Below are 18,934 nucleotides of genomic sequence, written 5' to 3' on the forward strand. Positions count from 1 at the left end.
GGATGCGACTGGTTTTGCTTGTGATATCGGCCGGCTGGAAACACGCGGTGGCGACGAACGCTCATCGGTCATCGCGGACTCGATAAAGTACGTTCGCGAATTGCTGTAACAAACGATCGCGGGCACCACGCCCTCGAGTCAATCGACACGGTCACTCCACGGGAAAAGGTCCCCATGCAGCCTCCTCCCCTCACCCCCTCAGCAATTCCTCAACCTCCGTTAGAGCCTTCGGAGTGAGATGGGGCTTCAGCAAATAATAGACCTGCCGCGCGCTTTCGCCGAGGCGCTCGGGCGTGATCTTCGCGTCGCTTATATAAAGCCAGGTGAGCCAGAAGTCGCTGACGATCCAGCCGTTGGTGAGGTTGGCCACGAGCTCTTTCTCCGACGAGGCCCTGATTATTCCGGCGTCGGCGAGACGCGCATAGAAGGCCTTCTGCCGCCTGAAGCGCACGCGGAGGTTGGCCAGGTATTTCTTCTTGAGCAGCGGGTCGCGCCCCAACAGCGTGGCGAGCTCCAGGTAAAAGAAGCGGTATTTATAGTAGAGGTCGCAGGTCCGCGTGAATATACCGAAAAACCCGGCCGCCGTGGGCGAGAAGTCCTTTGGCGCACGGTAGAGCGTATCGAAATCGGCGACGATGCGCCCGAAGATTTCGCGGATGATCTCCTCCTTGTCGCGGAAATGGTAATAGAGGTTGCCGGGGCTGATCTTCATGGCCGCGGAGATGTGGTTGGTGGTGACGCGCGAGGCCCCCTTCTCGTTGAAGAGCTCCCTCGCCGCCTCGGTGATGCTGTCCCTTGTTTTCATCGCGCGCGCCCCTCTCTCCATTTATAGAGCATATACTCTATATTGTCAAACACAATTCCCCCGGCCGGGCCCTTTACGGGCGCCGGCCGTCTCGATAAAATCCTTGCGTTCCTCCGGGCCGGCGGATAGCATCTGGATACGACGAACGGTTGGAGCGTCATTATGGCATCGCGCACGTATCCCTTTTACATCTACATCGGCGTTCTTCTCATACTCTTCATGCAGCTTTTCATCTTTCTCGACATGCGGCAGCTTACCACCTGGGCCACGCCGGTCTTCTGGACGGGCCTCATCCTCGTTCTCGACGCGGTGCTCTACGGCACGGCGCGCCGCTCGCTCCTCCGCACGGGGGCCATCGTCCCGGTCGCGGTCATCTCCGTCATCGGCTGGTGGGTGTTCGAGTGGTTCAATATCTTCCTGTCCAACTGGCACTACGAAAATCTCGTCGAACCATCATGGCTCCTCTACCCGGCCTATGTATGGTCGTTCGCCACCATCATCCCGGGGGTCCTTCTTTTTTATGGCGTGATGTATACGCTCGTCCCGAACATCGCCGCCCGGCCCTTACCTGTCGGCCGGCGTACGCTCACCGCCCTTTTCATCACCGGGCTCTTTTTTCTATCCATCCCGATCATTCCGTTCTCGATGTACTATGTGAATCGCGCAGCGGACGCCACGCTCTTTTCGTTTCTTTCGTGGTCGGCGAACACCTACTACTCCGAATTCACCGCCGCTTTCGTGTGGCTCGGATTTGCATTGCTACTTGAACCGGTAAATTTTCTGATGGGGAACCCATCGCTGCTTCGGAGTATGTCGCGCGGCGACTACCGCCCGCTCGTGGTTCTCGGCCTCGCGGGCCTGCTCTGCGGCTACCTGTGGGAATTCTGGAACTACTGGGCGCACACCAAATGGCACTATACCGTTCCGATACTGGGGCACATCAAGCTCTTCGAGATGCCCGTTCTCGGCTACCTCGGATTCATCCCTTTCGCCTGGGAGCTCTACGCCATGGTGGCGCTCGTCTATCCGCGCGCCATCCGTATCATCGAAGGGGAAACGGCATGATCACCGTCGTGGAGAACAGAGACTGCGAGGCCTGTAAGACGAAGGAAGCCGTGGTGCTCTGTAACGGGTGCGGGAAGGCCCTGTGCGCCGACTGCCGCGTCTTTGACCTGTGGTGCTACGGCTGCGGCCATGGCGACCCCAGGGTCTTCTGTAAAAGCTGCAACGACAATCCCGAGGTCAACGTGTGGAAGGGGCCGTGAACACGCCCGACCTCAACCGCTTTCGGGGAATCCACACGCGCATCGCCGCAGGCGCGCCGGGCGGCCAATCCAGGCAGCACAACAGCATGCCTCCTGTTTAACCGGTTATGGTTATCTCTTCACAAGCCGGAGAATGAACAGTAAAACAATCGCTCCGACAAGCGCGATCACTACGGAGCCGACGAACCCTCCTGTCGACACTCCAAGAAATCTGACATGATTTCAATAGAATCTTGATGGAAGCCTATCGCTCACTTTATGGAATAGCAGGGTGAAAAGAATAAAAATCGGAGAAGGTCCCTGTTGCCGTAAAGTGTTTCCCGCCGGCTGATGCCCGCTCGGGCGAGGCGCTTCCTTCCTGAATACATTTTCTTTGGTCGTTAAATCCATCTGCCGGAGTCTGGATATTGCTTTTGGCCCCGGGCATGCATATTTCAGAGCGAAAGCCGGGTACTACCCGCGCCGGCAACGCCTCTGGTGGATCTAACCGCGTTTTCCAGTCCGGCCGCTATATCCGACATGCGCCGGGAATTCTGTAAAATCTTCTCCGCTTCCGTTACGAAATTCTGAGTGATACCATTGACGTCTGAAATCGTTTTCACGATCTCGCTTATGGCGTTCTTGTGCTCTTCGATGATAATCATGCTTTCATTTGACCGGATTTTCACGTTGTTCACCTGCTCGTTCGCGGCGACGTTGACGGTCGACTGCCGCTGAACATGCTTTGAGATTTGATTCATCATGCCGTCGATGGAGGTTATTCTCTCGATAACCAGCGCGATTTTACCGGTGACCTCGGTAACATCGATCATTCCCCTGTTGATTTCATTGTCGCTGGTCAGTATGAGGGTGTCGATGTCCTTGATGCTGCTTGCCGTTTGATCGGCGAGCTTCGATATTTCGTCGGCGACGACCGCGAAACCCCTGCCGGCGTCGCCCGCCCTCGCCGCTTCGATCGCCGCGTTCAGGCTAAGCAGGTTGATCCTGTCGGAAATATCATCGATGATGTTGATTATATTCCGGATGTCTTTCGAACCGTCCACAATCGTCCCCAGGCTCCCGCTCATTTTCGTGAGAGACTGCTCTCCCGCGTGCGCGTCGCGTCCGATACCGCTGGAAATATCAATGGTCTCCCGGGTTATATGTCCGATATCACCCACCGTAGCGGAGAGTTCTCCCATTCGTTCCGCCAGGACGCTCAGGTCGTTATACTGGCTGCGCGTCCCTCCCTCGACGGATTCCATACCGGCGGAGATTTCCTCCACTGCCGAGGTAATCTCCTCAATCGACGCGGCGAGGTTCTGGGCCGCTTCGGTGAAAACCAGCGATGCCCCCGAAAGGTCCTGTGAAAGCCTTGCCAGATCCGACGAGGATTCGGTAATCGAGTCAACGAGCTTATGCAGGGCCTCATTCTGCCCCGCTTGCTGGTGCGACACTTCCTCAAGTCTTTTCAGCGTGGCCCCGAAGATTGTCGTTATGAGCAGAGAGATCGCGACGGTGAAGATCACGGCGCAAACGGAATAGATGCACCCCATCCTCGCAACGGCCGCCCCCGCCTCATCAAGCCGCTGCGATACCAGCGCATAAGCTGCAATGGCGCATGCAATGATGATTACGGCGAAGGATACGACCCATCTTTTTGTGCAGAAAAGCGCGATAAAAACCACGGATGCCTGCAGGAAGTAAAAATTTGCCGAGAAGACCGTGTTCGGTTCGCGAACGATTCTGGCGATAACGCCACCCAGGAGAGCCAGCACAATGATCGTACTGATCAGGTTGGCCGCCGCGTTGTAGTGCCCGCGCCTGAGAATGACGAGGGACACGGCCATGGAGGCCACGATCGCGGCGACAACCGGAAAGGTGGTCCTGAGAGAGGCGGGCGCTGTCAGAACGAGCATTACGATGAGCAGCGTGCAAACTATCATGCAGAATAAAATGAATTTTACAAGGGTCCTGGCGAGTCTTTCCTTGAGGAAGGACGTTTCTCTGAACCTTTCAATAAAATAATCGATTATTAACGAAAAGTTGTTCATCAGTCACCCCTCCTTTGCCCTGCCGCATCGCTTCCCGTGTCGCTATCCAGGAAAGTTCTTCCTCTCCGGAGAAAAATTTCTTCGGATATATGCCCGGTTGTCGGGAGTTCTCCTCCGGTGACGGCCCTTCTCCCACCGAAAGGCCCCATATCAGGGGACTTTTATAAATTCTCCGCTCACGCATGCTGCCTTTTTGCCTCTACGGATGGAAGCATTGTCGACAGCGTCAAGGAACGGTACAGGACGGTAATTGTATGTCAATGATTATTCCGTTTTAGTAATGACTCCTTGACCGGCCGCAGGCCTCGCTTCACCTCCTCCAAATATTCTTCGTGACACTCGCATCCTCTACGCATCATATACCATGCCTGTTCGGCCCGGTACCCATAAACAATCGAGGGGGCGCATCGATACAGCCGACACGATCCGGACATTCCGCCGGCGGATCCAGGTTCCCATTCCCGGCAATCATGCAGGCCCCCACACTCCTCCGCAGCTTGACATTCAATCGCACCGGGTATACTCTCCGTACATGGGCACACCCGATCTCTCCCGCTTCCGTGAAATCTGCACCCGCATCGCCGAAGGCACGCCGCGGGGCCATTCGTGGAAATGGGACGACCGTTTCAACGCCGCGCTCATGGCCTTCGAATCGGCCCAGAAGGAGCGTGTGTTCGGCGCGGTCATCAACGAGTTTGTCCGGCACTGGGACGTCGGCACCATCGAAAAGGCCTCGCAGCGCGTGCGCGGCATCGTGGACTCGACCTTCGATATCCGTCCGGGACAGCTCATATTCGCCGCCGAGGCCGACGGCGACTTCATCCTCCTGGCGGCCTGGTGGCCCTGGGCGAACGAAACAATCATCTCCATGCGCATAGGGCTGTATTCGACGGGAAGGGCTCCGCTCTGCCGCGACGAGGCCGCCCGATGTCTGCGCGAATGGCTGGGGGTGGAGGAGGAAGGGTGAGAAGTTTATTCTTTTGCCTTCAACGCCCTGTTTGACAAACACTGTCAAATAATGTAAGCATAGTGACCGGCACGCCGCTCGATCGGTCCTTTGGGCCCGGTCGCCCGGACCCCGGCGGGCGTCCTGCGTCGCGCGCCACAACAGGAGGATACACGATGAAAACCATACGGCGAACACTACGCACATTCGTACTACTGCTCGCGCTCTCCCCGATTCCCGCGGCCGCGGAATTCATAGCCGTTCTGCAGGGTGGCACGGTGTACTCATCCCGCAACGACGTGGCCCTTCCCGGCGACACGGGAACGCGCTTTTCGTACGTCGACGACCTCGACTCGGACATTGTGTTCTCGCCGCGCGTGGAGGCCGGGTACGAGTTCGCCGGGCGGCATTACGTCGGGCTCATGGCGTCGTGGCTGAGGATTCGTCCCGAGGGAAGGCTCGACCGGGCCGTCGAGTTCGACGGCAAAACCTTCCCGGCCGGCACCGACGTAAAGGGGCGCTTCAGGTTCGATTCATACCGGGCGCATTACCGCTATTATTTTCTGAGCAACGGGATCGTGAAGCTCGGCGCCGGCATTACCGGGAAGATTCGGGACGCCGAGATTTCGCTGGAGGGCGGCGGGCAGAAAGGGGGGCTCGACAATACCGGCTTCGTGCCGCTATTGAACTTCTACCTGGAATGGATCGTCTCTCCGGCCCTGTCGCTCCTCGCCTGCGGCGACGCGGCGTGGTCGCCCTACGGCCGCGCCGAGGACGTGTTCGCGGGGATCGTGTACCGCCGCACCGAACGCGTGGCGCTCATGGCCGGCTACCGGCTGCTCGAGGGCGGCGCCGACAACGACACGGTCTATACCTTCTCAATGTTCCATTACGCGGTGCTCGGCGCGGAGCTGCGCTATTAAGGCACGGACCTCCGATCCTGGCGCGCGCCGCTACGTCCGCGCCAGGCGAGCCCGTTATCAGGCGGCGCCGCTCAGGCCTTAACCGAAAGCGTCACCAGTTCCTGAACCGCGCCTTCGATCCCCCTGGAGGTCTCGGACAGCTCGGTGGAGCCGTGCGCGATCTCCTGCGCGCGCTGGTTGATGTACGATATATTCCTCGAAATCTCGTCGAAGGCGGTCTTCTGCTCGTCGACCGCCGTGAGTATCCTGTCGGCCTCCGAGAGTATCCGCCCGAGCGAGCCGCGCGCCATCGTGACGAATGAGTAGCAGCCCGCGCTCGTAAACACCAGGGAGACGGTGCTGTCGATTATGAAATCGAGCATCTGGGAGAAATTGAGGTCGCCGGCGGACTCGAAGACGATGCCGAGTAGAAAAACCAGCGCGATATTCGCCACCGAGGAGATGCGTTTAACGGGGCGAACCGAGGCAATGCACCGCCGGGTTCCGGTTGAACGGGCGCTCGGTACGCGCGGCCTGCGCGAACAGGAACAGCAGTGACGCGCCGATATCCCTGAATATTCAGGGACACCGTGCGCCCCGGGAGCGGACGGGGCACGGTGTCCCTGAGGATTATTTTTTGATCAGCTTCACGATATACAACAGCACAATCGCACCGACGAGCGCGACAACGATTGAGCCGAGCATTCCTCCCGCCGTTATGCCGAGGAGCCTGAACAGGAAGGCGCCGATAAACGATCCGATGATGCCGACGATGATATTACCGGCGAGGCCGAACCCGCCGCCTTTCATGATTATTCCGGCCAGCCACCCGGCGACCGCCCCGATCACCACAAACAGAAGTAACGATGTAAGGCTCATATTCCCCTCCTGGCGTATTTGATATACCCGCATTCTTTCACGGTCCGCGGATAAAGTCAAGCGCGCGTGATGTATTTCACCTTACGGCTTTTTCGTCATTTCTTCACCCGGTCGGTATTCGCGCTCGAGGTTCGCGCGTATCTCGCTCTCGTCGCGCCACACCGGCTTGAGCTCGCGCCTTGCGAAGAGCGGCGACTGGTCGGCATAATGTTTCGACGCCGCGTCGAGAGTGGCGCTTCCGTACTGGTGGATGCTCCGCGAGGAGAGCTTCCCGTTTCGGTCCCAGGTGACCAGAAGCACGTAGGAATCGCCGACCCTTCCCCGGAACCGTCCGTCCTTCATCAAGTCGCCGGTCACATCGTGCAGCACGTCGGGACCGCCGCCGAGACCCAGGTCGGTAGTCCCGCGTATCAGCCGGTTCACCATCGACCAGGGAACATCGACGCGCCCGTGCGCGCTTTGCACGAGCCTCGCGGCCTTCGCGAACCCGTTGGCGATGGCGCGTTCCGGGACGTCCGCGACCTCGACCCTCTCGCGGCCCTTCATGATGATGGTATGGCAGGTCACAGCCAGAGCCGCGCCGGTGTTGTCCGGATCCACGCGCAGGTCCCAGCGTGCCAGAACATCACGGGCATTCTTTACAACGGGATCATCGGACGGGGGAAGCGCGAGGATGCGCACCACGAGCTTCGCCATCTTCGACTCCTTCGAGTAGGCCATGTCATACTTGTAGCGGTAGAATTCTTCCGGCGTTATGGAGTCGTCCGAACCGAAGAGCTCGAGCGCGCGAAGCGCCCTGTTCGTCATGCGAAGCTCTATTCCATACGATTTCGAATAGTCCTCCGCGCGCGGATTTTCGGGGTCGAGCGTGGCGCGAAACGGCGTGTTGTTGCAGTTCTGGACGAAACCCGACGCGGGGTTCTTGACGCGCGGCAGGCGCCCGTACGGCAGATACCCGGTCCACAGGGTCTTCGAGGTGTCGCCGGGCAGGCGCTTCGACCAGTCGTAGCCCTCGTCGCGCAGTGGAAGCAGCGCCTGGTAGTGATACAGGATGTTCCCCTCGCGATCGGCGTAGGTGCAGTTGAACATCGGCAGGGTCGCCATGCCAAGCGCCTCCTCCCACTCGGACATGTTTCTCGCCCGGTTCATGCGGTACCACTGCTCGACCTGGCGGATGTCGCTCATCCCGGCGTAACGCACGGCGAAGACCCCGTGCGGCCTGCGAATGGCCGGGCCGTAGACCGACCACAGCACCTCCTCTTTGAAGGTCCAGCGCAGTGGCCCCAGCAGTTTTACCCGTATCGGCGCCTCGCGGACCTCGAGCTCGCGCCACGCGCCGTCGTAGCGGTACTGGTTCGGGTTGTCGGGGTTGATGTCGAGCTCGTACACGTCCACAAGGTCCGGGTAGTTGTTGGTGTGGGCCCAGCCGAGATACTCGTTGTGCCCGTGGAACACGACGGGCGAGCCCGGGAACAGACCGCCGGTCATGTTCCATCCCTCCTCGCTGTGCACGTGGGCCTCGTACCAGGTGACGGGCCCCTCCCACGGCTGGTGCGAATTAATGGCCAGCATCGTTTCGCCGCCGGCGCTCCGCCGGGGCGACAGTGCGATGGCGTTCGAACCGACGCCCGTCCCGAAGCGGGAGGGCGCGTCATGCCCGAAGGACGCGGCGAGCATTGAGTCGATCGGCCGGAGGGCCGCGGTCTTCGGCTTTTCGAAAAGCTCTTTCAGTACGACATCGACGCCCACCATGAGCGGCATCTTGTGGACAAACCCCGCCACGATGTGCTTTCCCGTTACGCGTCCCAGGCCCGGAACGGTTTCGCGCGGATGGAGAGCGGCGTAGTGATTGACGCCCCCGGCATAGGCCTCGCACAGGGCGCGCGTGCGCGGGTCCAGGTCGGTCTCGTATCTCGCGTTCACCGTGTCCCACAGGCGGATGAGGTTCACCAGGTAATCGTTCCCCGCGCCCTTCGGCCCGAGCACGCTCGCCAGGCGGCCGCCGACCGCCATCATGACCAGTTGCATGGTCTTGAAGTCGTCTTCGGCGTGGGCGTACGCCAGCCCGAAGGCCGCGTCGGTATCCTTCTTCCCGAACACATGCGGCACGCCCCAGCGGTCGCGCAGTATCCGCACGTCGTATCCGGAAGAGATATCGGCCGCGGCATTCTGGTCGCGAATCGAGGCGACCAGGATCAGAGGTACTATGACGAGCACGGCTGCGAGGCGACGCGTCGACGATTTCATGGGGCTTTCTCCCTCGGTCTTACGGGTACTACGCTCGTTTGAGCTCGATCAGAATAGCACGAGGAGCGGAATTGGCAATAAGTTTACGGAACGAGCGCTTTTCTTCGCCAGACGCGGGAACGCCTTCGCCTTCCGGGGATCGGCCTGGAACGATACTCCACTTTCCAGAATCCATCCCCCTTCCCCCAACATTACTGTTGACGCCGCGCTCCCGTTGTGCTATATTGTACTATGCAGGGGACGATTATGGTTTCGACTGCAATGATGTGTCTGCAACCGCATGCCGAGCGTCCGTCGTCTCGTAAATCGCGGCGGGAAAAATTTAAACGCAAACAACGAATTAGCTCTCGCGGCTTAACACCCACGGGCGTCGCTGGTGGATCTGCTCCTCTGGGGCTTTCAGCGGCGTAAGAAACAGGGGATAGCGAAGGCGCCCGTTCCCGGCGCCGTAGCGAAGACACAGGGAACCCGGTCCTGAGTACGGCGCTCCTTCCCGGAATCAGGACTTGAATAAAATGAAGGGGACAAGCATGTAGACGTTGCAGGTGTGTGTTGCAGGACGCGGGTTCGAATCCCGCCGTCTCCAATGCGTTTCTATCTTCCGGCCAACCCCTCCCCCATTTACGTTTTGCGGCGGCCGGTGCCGAGAAACGCCCCTCCACCACCCCGATCATCGATAAAAATGACTGGCCATATTCCGGGGTTGAGTGTACCGTCGTGCCATCATGAAGTACAGTCCGGATAACTCGATATGAAGCACACCGCGCGGTTTAAAAGCGTGCTCATTGTCCCCGACCGAAGACGTAAACCCGACACCATTACATTCGACGTTGAAAATGCACGCGATCATGTCCTGAGCATAAGCCCCGGCAATTTCTTTATAAACCGCTCATGGATATCGAGTTTCCTCATTTCGCTCATGGCGATCATTCCCCTCGCCGCCCTGGTATACGGCGTTATAACAATGGGATTGAGCCTTGATGTGAACAGGGCGCTTCCGTGGTTCATCCTGTCATGTGTCGTCGCTTTTATCACGCTACTGGCCCTGGTGGGAACACCCGCCTCGGTGCGCCGTCTCAAATGGGATCTGGTGGTAAAAGAACGCGGCGCAGGAAACTGGAAGATCATCGAAGACACCGACTGGGAAAACTTTACCCGCATGATCAGGCTCGCCGAAGAGCGAAAAAAAAGGGTGAAAGAGGAACTCGAAAAGGAGATGGCGAAAGGGCCTTCATGGCCCGCACGATAACTCCCGGAGGGAGCTCATGAAACCCGTTATCCGCTTCGCGAAAATATTCTGGCTTGCGTTCTGGGCGGGCATACTGACACTCCTTGTTTTTGTTCCGATGATACTGGGCACTCGGTCTTAAGCACCAGGATTCCCCGCGGCCGGAAAACCGTATCATCCCACCATCGGGTTCGGCAGTATTTTTCCCGAAAGGCCGGCCCCTTGGATGAAGACTTCATCGATCCCGAACATCTCCCGCGACAGCGCGTCGATAAGCACGACGGTACCCGCCTCGCGTAGCGCGCTCACCGAGGTGGCGAGCTCTTTGCGGGCCTCCTCGCCCGTGTGCTCGATGATGATGTCCCAGTAGCGGTCGGGCGTGTTCCGGTTGATGTAGAGAGCGGTGTTCGAGTCGATCACCGAGATCGTTTCAGGGCCAAGCGCGATCGCCCAGCGCAGGAAGAGCGGAAGCTCGTGAAGGTTGAGGGGCGTAACGAGGTACTTCAAGTGCACCGTGGTCCTCTTTCGCTTCACCAGGTCCCCGGCGAAGCGGAGCGTCTTTTCAAGTTCCATGCAGGTGATGCGCCGGTAGGTCTCGGCCTGGAAACCGTACACCGAAACCAGCACGTTGAAAAAAAGCGACTCAACGAACGGCACCGTATCCGCTTCCACGTTCCCGTTCGTGATGAGGGCCAGTGGGATTTCCGGACGCCTCAGTGAAAGCGCGCGAAGCCAGTCCATGGTCTTCTTCTGGATGAGCACCTCGCCGCCCTGGACCACCATGTGATTGATGGCGGGCAGGGTTTCGATGAGCCGGTCGAGTTCCCCGTAATACAGGTACGGGCTGTGTGAAGAAGGGGCGTCGACGCAGCACATCGCGCAACGTCCGTTGCAGGCGAGGCCCGTTTCGACGTTCAGCTTGTACTCGCGTTCGTCCGACGGCGTCCCCTTCCTCAGCGTAAAGCTGGAGCACCGGCACGAGCCGTCGAAAGCGAGTATGCGGTCCTCGAGATCGGTGTCGCAGATGTGGCCGATGCGGAGGGAGGGATTGTTCCAGGTGAGGCAACAGGGATAGAGGCCGCCGTCCGAGGCGATGAAAAGCTCCCGGTAATGGCACGGCCGCTCCGTGCCGGGAGTGAACGGCGAGCGCATGCTCCTATCGCCGGAGAAAGTTAAGGTCGTCGAGTGTGTGTATCAGGCGCTCGCTCACCCTGTCCAGGAGTTGCTGCCTCAGTCGCGTGGCGCTGATCTCCTCAACGTCGAATGAGTCAAACTGGTGGTCGAGGTACACGGTCCTAAGGTCGCGATCGAGTACGCACACGACCGAGTCGAAATCGAAAAACTGCATCTCGAGGGCCATGACCCCGTAGACCTCGTAGATGATGAGGCCGTCACAGTCGTTTTCGGCGAGGATCTTTTTGAGTTCGGCTCCATTGGCGCGGACGAATTCGTTCACCACTCCGGTCGCCTTGAATTTCAGGAAATTTCCCTCGCCGTCGACCTGAAAGAAACGCTCTTCCTCGCCGCCATAGGAACAAATCCCCTCACCGCACGCGGGGGCGATGGCCGTCTTTTTAAGCGGCCTGGCCGCCGCGATCCAGTTGGACAGGTTGCTGGTCTGCTCTTCCCGGCTTATCTTGCTCTTCTGCGACATGCGCAGCACGATGCATGCGTTTTTTATTTTTTTCAGGGCGCTCCCGCTCGACATCTCCTTCGACACTGAATAGGTCGAGCAGGATACGACGGCCACAGCGGCCGCCAGCGCGATCACGCACATCGACCGTTTTAAAATTTCTGAATTCTTCATGCGCTTCCCCTCTTTTTACGGGGTGTTTTTAACGTTCGCCTTCAGCCTTTGGCGCCGGTCACCCTCCGATAATGTCGGTTCTTTTAACTATCTTGTATCCTTCGCCGGCAAGCGCCTTCTTGGCCGTCTCGATGTCATCAAATCTAAAAATCATTACGGCCTTGTCGTCTCTTTTTTCGGTGAATGCGTACATATATTCGATGTTAAGTCCGTGCCGCGAGAAGGCCTCCAGGGCCTTTTCCAGCGCCCCGGGCACGTCCGCTATCTCGATCGCCAGCACCTCGGTCGTCGCGCAGGTGAAGTGGTTTTCCCGTAGCGCCCTCGCCGCTTCGTCGGGATTGTTTACGATCATCCGGATGATGCCGAAATCGGCAACTTCGGCGATGGTGAGCGTGCGTATGTTGATATTCTTTGCGGCCAGCACCTTGAGGGCGCTTTGGAGCCTGCCGGGCTTGTTTTCAAGAAAGAGAGAAAGCTGCGTGATATTCATGACCGCCTCCTTTTAGTGTGATCCACCGCGGGCCCATCGCGCCCCGGTCTATTTCAGTTTCCGCTTGTCGACGACGCGCACCGCCTTTCCCTCGCTGCGGGCGAGCGTCCGCGGCTCCACCAGCGTAACCTTCGCCGAGACGCCCAGCACGCTCTGCATGCGCTGTTTGATGCGCGCCGCGAGCTGGTTCATCACCTTCAGCTCGTCGGAAAAAATCCGCTCGTTCACCTCTACCAACACCTCGATATCGTCCAGCGCGTCCTTGCGGTCCACGATGATCTGGTAGTGCGGCGCGGTCCCTTCCGCCTCCATGAGCACGGCCTCTATCTGGGACGGGAACACGTTGACGCCGCGGATGATGAGCATGTCGTCGGAGCGGCCGGTCACCTTTTCCATTTTGACCAGTGTCCGTCCGCACGAGCACGGCGTGCGGTAGAGGCGGGTGATGTCGCGCGAACGGTAGCGAATGACCGGACAGGCCTCCTTGGTAAGGGAGGTGTAGACGATCTCGCCCTTCTCTCCCTCGGGGAGCGCTTCGCCGCTTTCAGGGTCGATAATTTCCACATAGAAATGGTCCTCGAAAACGTGCAGGCCCGATTTGGCGCTGCACTCGCACGAAACTCCCGGGCCTATCACCTCCGAGAGCCCGTAGATGTCGAAGGCGTCGATTCCCATGCGGCCCTCAATCTCCGTGCGCATCTGCTCGGTCCACGGTTCGGCGCCGAAGATACCGGCGCGGAGCTTCGTTCTGCGGAAATCGTAATCGGGCCTGTTCCGTTCGACATGGTCGGCCATGTTGATCGCGTAGCTCGGCGTGCAGGCGAGCATCGTGGTGCCGAAGTCGCTTATCAGCATGAGCTGGCGCTCCGTGTTGCCCCCGGAGATAGGGACCACGGTGGCCCCGATCTTTTCGGCCCCGTAATGCGCGCCCAGTCCGCCGGTGAAAAGCCCGTATCCATAGGCAACCTGGACAACGTCCTTAGACGACCCTCCCGCACAGGCTATCGTTCGCGCCATAACCTCGGCCCATATCTCGATATCGTTTTTGGTATAGCCGACCACCGTGGCATTGCCGGTGGTCCCCGACGAGGAGTGTATGCGGATAACCTTTTCCATCGGCACCGCAAATAGCCCGAACGGGTACGAGTCGCGCATGTTCTGCTTCATGAGAAAGGGGACCCGGCGCAGGTCGTCCAGTGTCTTGATCTGTTCGGGCTTGAAGCCCGCCGCGTCGTACGACCGCCGGTAGAATGGAACATTATCGTAGGCGTGCTTCACCGACCATCGCAGCCGCTCGAGCTGCACCTCCCTCAGCTTTGACAACTGCATCGCTTCGTATTCCTTATTGAACATGGCCTGACCTCATACCGCTGGTAGTTATATCCGCTTCTTTTGCCCGCTACCGACACTGACACGTCCGGTCGCTTTTCTCTCAAGAAGGAGGGAGAATAACGTAGAGAGTATTTTATTATTTGTCAATCGAAAGTGTCCATAAATTTAAAAATATTCAATGGAGTACGGGGCGAGGCCGGGGAAGAAATTATTTTCTATACCATCACAGAATATACGATATATAAATAATTATATATATTATCATTCATTATTAAAATATATATTATTTTTTCATTGAATAAAAAAACAGGTGTTTTAAATTTTGTACTTTCGATATGCGGTCAAATACGGGCATTCGTCATTGTATCCCGCTCAGAGCGGGAGAGCCCCGCGCCGGATATTTATAGGCGCGGTTTGGATCACCAATCAGGGAGCGCTCCATGGACAAGTTCTTCAACCCCGCATCCGTCGTCGTAATCGGCTCATCGAACTCTCCATTCAACCTCGGAGCCAGCATATCAATTGCCCTGAGCCATCTCGGCTATGCGGGCAAAATGTACGCGGTCAACTCGAGGGGGGAGGATGTCCATGGCTCCCGCGGCTTCAAATCTGTATTCGATATACCCGGCGAAATCGACCTGGCGGTCGTGCTCACCCCCGCCAGAGTGACCCCCGCCATCGTCAGGGAATGCGGCGAGAAGGGTATCCGCCACCTCGTTATTGAAACCGCGGAGTTCTCCGAGGCCGGCGAGGAGGGCAAACGACTCCAGGAGGAGATCAGCGAATGCGCGCGCGAGTACGGCATACGCTTTCTCGGCCCCAACTGCCTTGGAACCATCAACGCTCACAACAAGTTCTGCTGTTTCTTCGGCATCACCCCCGGCATGTACGACGGCGTCTTCGATCGGCCGGGCTCCATCTCGTATATAATCCAGAGCGGCGGCATAGGTGCGCTCATCATCGATTCGTTCCGTAAGGATATCACCAACATCAATAAGATAGTTTCAATCGGTAATAAGGAAGACGTAGATGAGTCCGATCTCATCGAATACTTTAACGGCGACAACACCGAGGTTGTCTGCCTCTATCTCGAGAACGTGAAAAACGGCAGGAAGCTCCTCGAAACGGCGAAGCGCGTGAAAAAGCCGGTACTTGTCTATAAGGTGGGTCGGACCGGCGAGGGATCGAAAGCCGCCATGTCGCACACGGCGGGGATGGCCAACAACGACGTCATCTTCGAGAGCGCCTGCCGCCAGGCGGGCATCGTGCGCTTAAAGTCGATCTCGGAGCTTTATTCGCTTCCGAAGATGTTCACTACCATGCCGCCCATGAAAGGCAGGCGCGTGGCGGTCTTCACCAACTCCGGCGCCTTCGGCGGCATAATGGCCGATCTGATCGTGGAAAACGGCCTCGAGATGGCATCCTTCTCCGAGGAGACGAAGCAATGTCTGCGCGCCACCGCTAAGCTCTTCAACGTCTCTAACCCGGTAGACCTGGGCCCGACGCTGGGAAAACAGACCTTCATCGACATCTGGGACGCCATTCTGTCATCGGACCGCGTGGACGGGCTTCTCGCAATACCCAACGTGTGGCAGAAGGTGGTCGTGGAAGCCATCTGCGAGCTCGGGACTATCTGTAAAAAATACGACAAGCCGGCCGCAATCTACATCCCCAACGCGATCGATCGCATACTTTCAATAAGGACCGAGTATAACCTTCCCATCTTCGAGTCTCCGGAAGAGGCGACGCGGGCGCTCACGGTCTCGTATCAGCACTATCACTCTCTCGGGAAGAAGGAGAAAGAGGCGCTGGCCGTTTAAACGGCGGGCGCCTCCGAGGCCGTTTTCTTTAACACGTCCGGGCGGTTCGAAAAGATGCCGCTCGCTCCCATTGCGATGAGTCTTCTCATCGTCTTGGGGTCGTTCACAGTATAGATGTTCACCGGAATTCCGTGCGCGGCGCAGTCCGCCATCCATTCCCCGGTGATCTCATCTTTCGAACAATTGAACGCATCCGCGCGGAGGTGCTCCACGATCGCCGCCGGCGCCTGCGAACGCGGATAATACCGGTCGTCATAAAGGACCGCCGTCACCGCCGACGGGTCGATGATTTTACAGTGCAACAGCGCGCGCGGATCGAAGCTCGAAAACACCACGTGCGACTCCATTCCGTGGCGGTACACAAGTTCCAGGCACCTCGCCTCTATACCGTCCAACACCATGTCCTGCACCGCTCCCGATTTTATCTCGATGTTGAGCGCGATGCGGCCGGCGCACAGAACCAGCACCTCCTCGAGCGTCGGGACCTGTTCGCCCCTGGCCGCCTTGAACCTGTAGCCGAAATCTAAGCGTTTAAGCTCGGCCACCGTGTATTGCGCCACGCGGCCATGCCCTCCGGTCGCGCGGTGGATGCGCTCGTTGTGCACCACCACCGGCACCCCGTCGCGCGAGACCAGCACGTCGATCTCGGCCATATCCGCGTCCATAGCGATGGCGCCCTCGAGCGACAAAAGCGTGTTCTCGGGGAAATAGGCCGAGGCGCCGCGGTGGGCGATGACGGCAAATCCCTCCCGTATCGGCTTTCTATAGAGAAGTGTATGGCATGGACGTCCCAATGAGGCCTCCCCGGAAAATACTCTCACAGGAATACTATCGGCCATCCCCCATAAGACTTGCAATCAGAAAAAAGACGGGCGTATTCTCGAAGGGAACCGGCGGCGGGAAGGCTCCTCCATTCGCCCCGATGCCCCGATAACCGTTCGCGCGGAGGTTTCGATAGATGACCGCCGAAAAAATTATCAGGATGCTGCGCCTTGAAGTACATGCGGAGGGAGGCTGCTTCGCGGAGTCCTGCCGTTCAACCGAATCGATCGCGCGCGGCCATTTGTCGCCGCGCTACAACGGAGACCGGTCGTTTTGCACTGCCATCCACTACCTGCCGTCCCCCGACACCTTTTCGTCTATGCACCGACTGGCGAGCGACGAGATCTTTCATCACTACCCGGGGGACCGGGTCGAAATGCTGCACCTCTTTCCGGACGGGAGGGGGAAAATGATCATGATGGGTGCCGATCCGGCGAAGTGAATGGTTCCGCAGGCGATCATTCCGGCTGGCGTGCGGCAGGGGGCGCGGCTCGTGCCGGGCGGCTCATACGCGCTCCTCGGAACAACCGTGGCGCCGGGCTTGATTTCGCCGATTTCGGGACCGGCGACCGCACGGATCTCGTCGAACGCTATCCGCCGCGGGCCGGGCTCATAACGGCGCTCACCCGGCATTGACGCCCCCTCAGGCCTCCTGCGCAAGTATCTGGTTTTTAAGCGAATCCGCGACAAATTCGACGTTTTTGGCGCTCTTCGAGAGCCTCTCCGCTCCCGCCGCGTATGACTGGGTCAGCTCGTTCACGCTCGCCACGGAGCGCACGATCTCGGTGACCGCTGTCTTCTGCTCCTCGGTGCTGTTTTTGATCTCGTCCGAGCGTTGCTTCACCTTGGCCGCTTCCGCGTTGACATCCACGTTTATTTCCTGCTGCACGCGCATCTGGTTGGTCAGGGACTCCATCATGGAGCTTATCGTGTTTACACCCTCGATAATACTCCTTATAACCCCCACCGTTTCGTCGACGTTGCGCAGGCCGCTGCCGATCTCGCTGTTGTTTCCCTTGATCAGTTTGTCTATCTCCTTGAGGCTGTCGGCGGTCCGGTCAGCCAGTTTGGATATCTCGTCGGCGACAACGGCGAATCCTCTGCCGGCCTCGCCCGCACGCGCCGCCTCGATGGTGGCGTTGAGCGAGAGCAGGTTGATCTGATCGGATATCCCGTTGATGATCGCGACGATCCCGGTCATCTCCTTCGAGCTCTCGCCGATCTTCTGCATGCTGCCACTCATATCGCCGAGCGAACGGTCGCCCTCTTTGGCGTTGGCGGCGATATTGCCGGTAAGCGTGACGGCCTCGGAAATATCGTCGCCCATCGACCCGATCGTCGTTGACAGGTCGTTCATCTTGGCGACGAGCGCCGTCAGGCTCTGGAACTGCTCGCCCGCGCGAATTGCGACCTGGTCGACTCCCGCCGACACCTCCTCGATCGTCGCCATGATCTCCTCGGCCGAGGCCGCCTGGTTCTGGGAATATTCCGAAAACGAGTTCGATGTCGATGAGAGTTCCTCGACCGAATCGGCAAGGCGCTTCGAGGTCTCGCGGACCGAACCGAGGAGGCTTCCCGCCCTCGCATAACTTTCTTCGCTGCGCCTGCGCTCCTCGTCCGATTTTTCAATCGCCTGCTCGGTGATGCGCAGTACGAGGTATGACAGAACGAAGGTAAAGATGATGACAAAGCTGCTGTCGACCATGCCGACCTTGGCCGCCTTGAGGCTTATCGGATCGAGTTTGTCCTTCACGAGAAAGAAGAAGGAGATGTCGCTGACAAGAAACAGCGCCGTGAAGCTGAATATCCACTTTTTTTCGCAGAAAAGCATCGCCTGCACTATGAGCGCTATCATGAAGTAAATGAAGGTCGTATATCCCGCATAGGCGTCGCGGTTGACCTTGGCGAACAGCCCCGCCGTTACGGCGAGCGAAACTACCAGCATGAAGATATTGGCGGCCCCATGGTACCGACCGAGTTTCAACATAAACAGAGTGACAATGGTTGTGACAAAAACTATAAAGATGACCACGTTCGCTTGCACCGCCCTTTCGGACAGGAAAAGGAAGAAGATGGCCGAGAGAACAATCATCAACAGGCCTATCACAATGGTATAATACATCAGCGTCTGCGCCTTCTTCTGGATTATAAAAGGAGCGTCGTGATATTTATTCAGAAAAAAACGCTCCAGAAAGTTTTCACGGGCCATCGGTTAACCCCTTCGTGTATAAAATAAACTGATTTTTTTATTTCCGCAACGAGCGACAGCCAACGATCCGGTCTGTCGACGCAAAACGATTTTTTCAAGCTGACATCATTTATTATGCAACCCCGACCATACCAAGCCTGTCAACCCGA

General features: G+C 58.2%; 19 protein-coding genes and 1 other RNA gene. 8 read left to right on the forward strand and 12 right to left on the reverse strand.

Annotated features, from left to right (window positions below; all coding sequences use genetic code 11):
• Positions 1-190 precede the first annotated feature (190 nt).
• Entirely contained in the window at positions 191-805 is a 615-nt protein-coding gene (locus VLM75_06680; GenBank protein ID HSV96604.1) for a TetR/AcrR family transcriptional regulator, read from the reverse strand.
• A 162-nt stretch (positions 806-967) separates the two neighbouring features.
• Between VLM75_06680 and VLM75_06685 the strand changes: the two genes are divergently transcribed.
• Both VLM75_06685 and VLM75_06690 read left to right on the forward strand, forming a co-directional pair.
• A complete protein-coding gene (locus VLM75_06685; protein HSV96605.1) occupies positions 968-1,870 on the forward strand; it encodes a hypothetical protein in 903 nt (300 codons plus the stop codon).
• Positions 1,867-2,070 carry a B-box zinc finger protein gene (locus VLM75_06690; protein HSV96606.1) on the forward strand — a complete coding sequence of 68 codons (204 nt, stop codon included), beginning with the start codon at positions 1,867-1,869 and terminating at the stop codon, positions 2,068-2,070. Before VLM75_06685 ends, VLM75_06690 begins: the two co-directional genes overlap by 4 nt.
• Positions 2,071-2,181: 111 nt before the next feature.
• Here VLM75_06690 and VLM75_06695 read toward each other — a convergent pair whose 3' ends face one another.
• Both VLM75_06695 and VLM75_06700 read right to left on the reverse strand, forming a co-directional pair.
• Entirely contained in the window at positions 2,182-2,271 is a 90-nt protein-coding gene (locus VLM75_06695; protein HSV96607.1) for a GlsB/YeaQ/YmgE family stress response membrane protein, read from the reverse strand.
• Positions 2,272-2,504: 233 nt separating this feature from the next.
• Positions 2,505-4,103 carry a methyl-accepting chemotaxis protein gene (locus VLM75_06700; protein ID HSV96608.1) on the reverse strand — a complete coding sequence of 533 codons (1,599 nt, stop codon included), beginning with the start codon at positions 4,101-4,103 and terminating at the stop codon, positions 2,505-2,507.
• A gap of 532 nt (positions 4,104-4,635) precedes the next feature.
• Between VLM75_06700 and VLM75_06705 the strand changes: the two genes are divergently transcribed.
• Together VLM75_06705 and VLM75_06710 are read left to right on the forward strand one after the other, a co-directional pair.
• The gene (locus tag VLM75_06705) at positions 4,636-5,070 is read left to right on the forward strand and encodes a hypothetical protein (GenBank protein HSV96609.1); all 435 of its coding nucleotides are present in this window, start codon (positions 4,636-4,638) and stop codon (positions 5,068-5,070) included.
• Between the two features lie 155 nt (positions 5,071-5,225).
• Positions 5,226-5,972 carry a hypothetical protein gene (locus VLM75_06710; GenBank protein HSV96610.1) on the forward strand — a complete coding sequence of 249 codons (747 nt, stop codon included), beginning with the start codon at positions 5,226-5,228 and terminating at the stop codon, positions 5,970-5,972.
• A 71-nt stretch (positions 5,973-6,043) separates the two neighbouring features.
• Here the strand turns inward: VLM75_06710 and VLM75_06715 are convergent, their stop codons facing one another.
• The 3 genes from VLM75_06715 to VLM75_06725 all read right to left on the reverse strand — a co-directional run bounded on the left by VLM75_06715 (position 6,044) and on the right by VLM75_06725 (position 9,077).
• The gene (locus VLM75_06715; GenBank protein ID HSV96611.1) at positions 6,044-6,406 is read right to left on the reverse strand and encodes a hypothetical protein; all 363 of its coding nucleotides are present in this window, start codon (positions 6,404-6,406) and stop codon (positions 6,044-6,046) included.
• Positions 6,407-6,581: 175 nt separating this feature from the next.
• The gene (locus VLM75_06720; protein ID HSV96612.1) at positions 6,582-6,830 is read right to left on the reverse strand and encodes a GlsB/YeaQ/YmgE family stress response membrane protein; all 249 of its coding nucleotides are present in this window, start codon (positions 6,828-6,830) and stop codon (positions 6,582-6,584) included.
• A gap of 81 nt (positions 6,831-6,911) precedes the next feature.
• Entirely contained in the window at positions 6,912-9,077 is a 2,166-nt protein-coding gene (locus VLM75_06725; GenBank protein HSV96613.1) for an acylase, read from the reverse strand.
• Positions 9,078-9,313: 236 nt separating this feature from the next.
• Between VLM75_06725 and ssrA the strand changes: the two genes are divergently transcribed.
• Both ssrA and VLM75_06735 read left to right on the forward strand, forming a co-directional pair.
• Positions 9,314-9,664: a transfer-messenger RNA gene (ssrA, locus tag VLM75_06730) on the forward strand.
• A 164-nt stretch (positions 9,665-9,828) separates the two neighbouring features.
• Positions 9,829-10,326: a hypothetical protein gene (locus tag VLM75_06735; protein HSV96614.1), complete on the forward strand. Its 498-nt coding sequence runs from the start codon at positions 9,829-9,831 to the stop codon at positions 10,324-10,326.
• Positions 10,327-10,479: 153 nt separating this feature from the next.
• On the opposite strand, the gene VLM75_06740 is transcribed toward VLM75_06735, so the two are convergent.
• The 4 genes from VLM75_06740 to VLM75_06755 are packed head-to-tail and all read right to left on the reverse strand — an operon-like array spanning position 10,480 to position 13,955.
• The gene (locus VLM75_06740; GenBank protein ID HSV96615.1) at positions 10,480-11,457 is read right to left on the reverse strand and encodes a radical SAM protein; all 978 of its coding nucleotides are present in this window, start codon (positions 11,455-11,457) and stop codon (positions 10,480-10,482) included.
• Between the two features lie 4 nt (positions 11,458-11,461).
• Positions 11,462-12,112, reverse strand: a complete 651-nt coding sequence (locus tag VLM75_06745) for a hypothetical protein (protein ID HSV96616.1) — start codon at positions 12,110-12,112, stop codon at positions 11,462-11,464.
• Positions 12,113-12,170: 58 nt separating this feature from the next.
• Positions 12,171-12,602, reverse strand: a complete 432-nt coding sequence (locus tag VLM75_06750) for an ACT domain-containing protein (GenBank protein ID HSV96617.1) — start codon at positions 12,600-12,602, stop codon at positions 12,171-12,173.
• 48 nt (positions 12,603-12,650) lie between these two features.
• Positions 12,651-13,955: a phenylacetate--CoA ligase gene (locus VLM75_06755; GenBank protein ID HSV96618.1), complete on the reverse strand. Its 1,305-nt coding sequence runs from the start codon at positions 13,953-13,955 to the stop codon at positions 12,651-12,653.
• 419 nt (positions 13,956-14,374) lie between these two features.
• Between VLM75_06755 and VLM75_06760 the strand changes: the two genes are divergently transcribed.
• Positions 14,375-15,754, forward strand: a complete 1,380-nt coding sequence (locus tag VLM75_06760) for a CoA-binding protein (GenBank protein HSV96619.1) — start codon at positions 14,375-14,377, stop codon at positions 15,752-15,754.
• Here VLM75_06760 and VLM75_06765 read toward each other — a convergent pair.
• Entirely contained in the window at positions 15,751-16,548 is a 798-nt protein-coding gene (locus VLM75_06765; protein ID HSV96620.1) for a glycerophosphodiester phosphodiesterase family protein, read from the reverse strand. The two genes, VLM75_06760 and VLM75_06765, sit on opposite strands and share 4 nt — an antisense overlap.
• Positions 16,549-16,712: 164 nt before the next feature.
• Between VLM75_06765 and VLM75_06770 the strand changes: the two genes are divergently transcribed.
• Positions 16,713-17,018, forward strand: coding sequence for a cupin domain-containing protein (locus VLM75_06770; GenBank protein HSV96621.1), 306 nt, complete (start codon positions 16,713-16,715; stop codon positions 17,016-17,018).
• A gap of 201 nt (positions 17,019-17,219) precedes the next feature.
• Here the strand turns inward: VLM75_06770 and VLM75_06775 are convergent, their stop codons facing one another.
• Entirely contained in the window at positions 17,220-18,785 is a 1,566-nt protein-coding gene (locus VLM75_06775) for a methyl-accepting chemotaxis protein (GenBank protein HSV96622.1), read from the reverse strand.
• Positions 18,786-18,934 lie beyond the last annotated feature (149 nt).

It is taken from the genome of Spirochaetota bacterium (assembly GCA_035477215.1).
Taxonomy (GTDB): domain Bacteria; phylum Spirochaetota; class UBA4802; order UBA4802; family UBA5368; genus MVZN01.